Genomic DNA, 2930 nt, shown 5'->3' on the forward strand with positions numbered 1-2930 from the left:
TCTCTCACCAAAACACCTTCGGTGTTGTAAGGTTAAGCCTCACGGATCATTAGTACTGGTTAGCTCAACGTATCGCTACGCTTACACACCCAGCCTATCAACGTCGTAGTCTTCAACGTTCCTTCAGGACTCTCAAGGAGTCAGGGAGAATTCATCTCGGGGCAAGTTTCGCGCTTAGATGCTTTCAGCGCTTATCTTTTCCGCATTTAGCTACCGGGCAATGCCATTGGCATGACAACCCGAACACCAGTGATGCGTCCACTCCGGTCCTCTCGTACTAGGAGCAGCCCCCCTCAATTCTCCAGCGCCCACGGCAGATAGGGACCGAACTGTCTCACGACGTTCTAAACCCAGCTCGCGTACCACTTTAAATGGCGAACAGCCATACCCTTGGGACCTACTTCAGCCCCAGGATGTGATGAGCCGACATCGAGGTGCCAAACACCGCCGTCGATATGAACTCTTGGGCGGTATCAGCCTGTTATCCCCGGAGTACCTTTTATCCGTTGAGCGATGGCCCTTCCATTCAGAACCACCGGATCACTAAGACCTGCTTTCGCACCTGCTCGAGCCGTCACTCTCGCAGTCAAGCTAGCTTATGCCTTTGCACTAACCTCACGATGTCCGACCGTGATTAGCTAACCTTCGTGCTCCTCCGTTACGCTTTAGGAGGAGACCGCCCCAGTCAAACTACCCACCAGACACTGTCCGCAACCCGGATTACGGGTCTACGTTAGAACACCAGCCATTAAAGGGTGGTATTTCAAGGTTGGCTCCACAAGAACTGGCGTCCTCGCTTCAAAGCCTCCCACCTATCCTACACATCAAGGACCAGTGTTCAGTGTCAAGCTATAGTAAAGGTTCACGGGGTCTTTCCGTCTTGCCGCGGGTACACTGCATCTTCACAGCGAGTTCAATTTCACTGAGTCTCGGGTGGAGACAGCCTGGCCATCATTACGCCATTCGTGCAGGTCGGAACTTACCCGACAAGGAATTTCGCTACCTTAGGACCGTTATAGTTACGGCCGCCGTTTACCGGGGCTTCGATCAAGAGCTTCAGCTTGCGCTTAACCCCATCAATTAACCTTCCGGCACCGGGCAGGCGTCACACCGTATACGTCCACTTTCGTGTTTGCACAGTGCTGTGTTTTTAATAAACAGTTGCAGCCAGCTGGTATCTTCGACTGCCTTCAGCTCCATCCGCGAGGGACTTCACCTACCAGCAGCGTGCCTTCTCCCGAAGTTACGGCACCATTTTGCCTAGTTCCTTCACCCGAGTTCTCTCAAGCGCCTTGGTATTCTCTACCTGACCACCTGTGTCGGTTTGGGGTACGATTTGATGTTACCTGATGCTTAGAGGCTTTTCCTGGAAGTGCGGCATTTGTTACTTCAGCACCGTAGTGCCTCGTCATCACACCTCAGCGTTAGATAAGAGTCCGGATTTACCTAAACTCTCCGCCTACATGCTTAAACCGGGACAACCGTCGCCCGGCTAACATAGCCCTCTCCGTCCCCCCTTCGCAGTAACACCGAGTACAGGAATATTAACCTGTTTCCCATCGACTACGCCTTTCGGCCTCGCCTTAGGGGTCGACTCACCCTGCCCCGATTAACGTTGGACAGGAACCCTTGGTCTTCCGGCGAGCGGGTTTTTCACCCGCTTTATCGTTACTTATGTCAGCATTCGCACTTCTGATACCTCCAGCAGACCTCACAGTCCACCTTCGACGGCTTACAGAACGCTCCCCTACCCAACAACGCATAAGCGTCGCTGCCGCAGCTTCGGTGCATGGTTTAGCCCCGTTACATCTTCCGCGCAGGCCGACTCGACCAGTGAGCTATTACGCTTTCTTTAAATGATGGCTGCTTCTAAGCCAACATCCTGGCTGTCTGTGCCTTCCCACATCGTTTCCCACTTAACCATGACTTTGGGACCTTAGCTGGCGGTCTGGGTTGTTTCCCTCTTCACGACGGACGTTAGCACCCGCCGTGTGTCTCCCGTGATAACATTCTTCGGTATTCGTAGTTTGCATCGGGTTGGTAAGCCGGGATGGCCCCCTAGCCGAAACAGTGCTCTACCCCCGAAGATGAGTTCACGAGGCGCTACCTAAATAGCTTTCGGGGAGAACCAGCTATCTCCCGGTTTGATTGGCCTTTCACCCCCAGCCACAAGTCATCCGCTAATTTTTCAACATTAGTCGGTTCGGTCCTCCAGTTAGTGTTACCCAACCTTCAACCTGCCCATGGCTAGATCACCGGGTTTCGGGTCTATACCCTGCAACTTAACGCCCAGTTAAGACTCGGTTTCCCTGCGGCTCCCCTATACGGTTAACCTTGCTACAGAATATAAGTCGCTGACCCATTATACAAAAGGTACGCAGTCACCCCATAAAAGAGGCTCCCACTGCTTGTACGTACACGGTTTCAGGTTCTGTTTCACTCCCCTCGCCGGGGTTCTTTTCGCCTTTCCCTCACGGTACTGGTTCACTATCGGTCAGTCAGGAGTATTTAGCCTTGGAGGATGGTCCCCCCATATTCAGACAGGATACCACGTGTCCCGCCCTACTCTTCGAACTCACAGCCTGTGCATTTTAGTGTACGGGAGTATCACCCTGTACCCTGCGACTTTCCAGACGCTTCCACTAACACACAAACTGATTCAGGTTCTGGGCTGTTCCCCGTTCGCTCGCCGCTACTGGGGGAATCTCGGTTGATTTCTTTTCCTCGGGGTACTTAGATGTTTCAGTTCCCCCGGTTCGCTTCGTTAAGCTATGTATTCACTTAACGATAGTGTGTCGAAACACACTGGGTTTCCCCATTCGGAAATCGCCGGTTATAACGGTTCATATCACCTTACCGACGCTTATCGCAGATTAGCACGTCCTTCATCGCCTCTGACTGCCAGGGCATCCACCGTGTACGCTTAGTCG

1 rRNA gene is annotated in these 2930 nt (G+C 52.8%); it reads right to left on the reverse strand.

The annotated features are described in order from the left end of the window. Nucleotides 1-28 precede the first annotated feature (28 nt). A 23S ribosomal RNA gene (locus HYQ67_RS23625) occupies nt 29-2930 on the reverse strand; the annotation flags it as partial.

This window comes from Dryocola clanedunensis subsp. sulfonylureivorans, assembly GCF_016756775.1.
GTDB classification, from domain to species: domain Bacteria; phylum Pseudomonadota; class Gammaproteobacteria; order Enterobacterales; family Enterobacteriaceae; genus Dryocola; species Dryocola clanedunensis.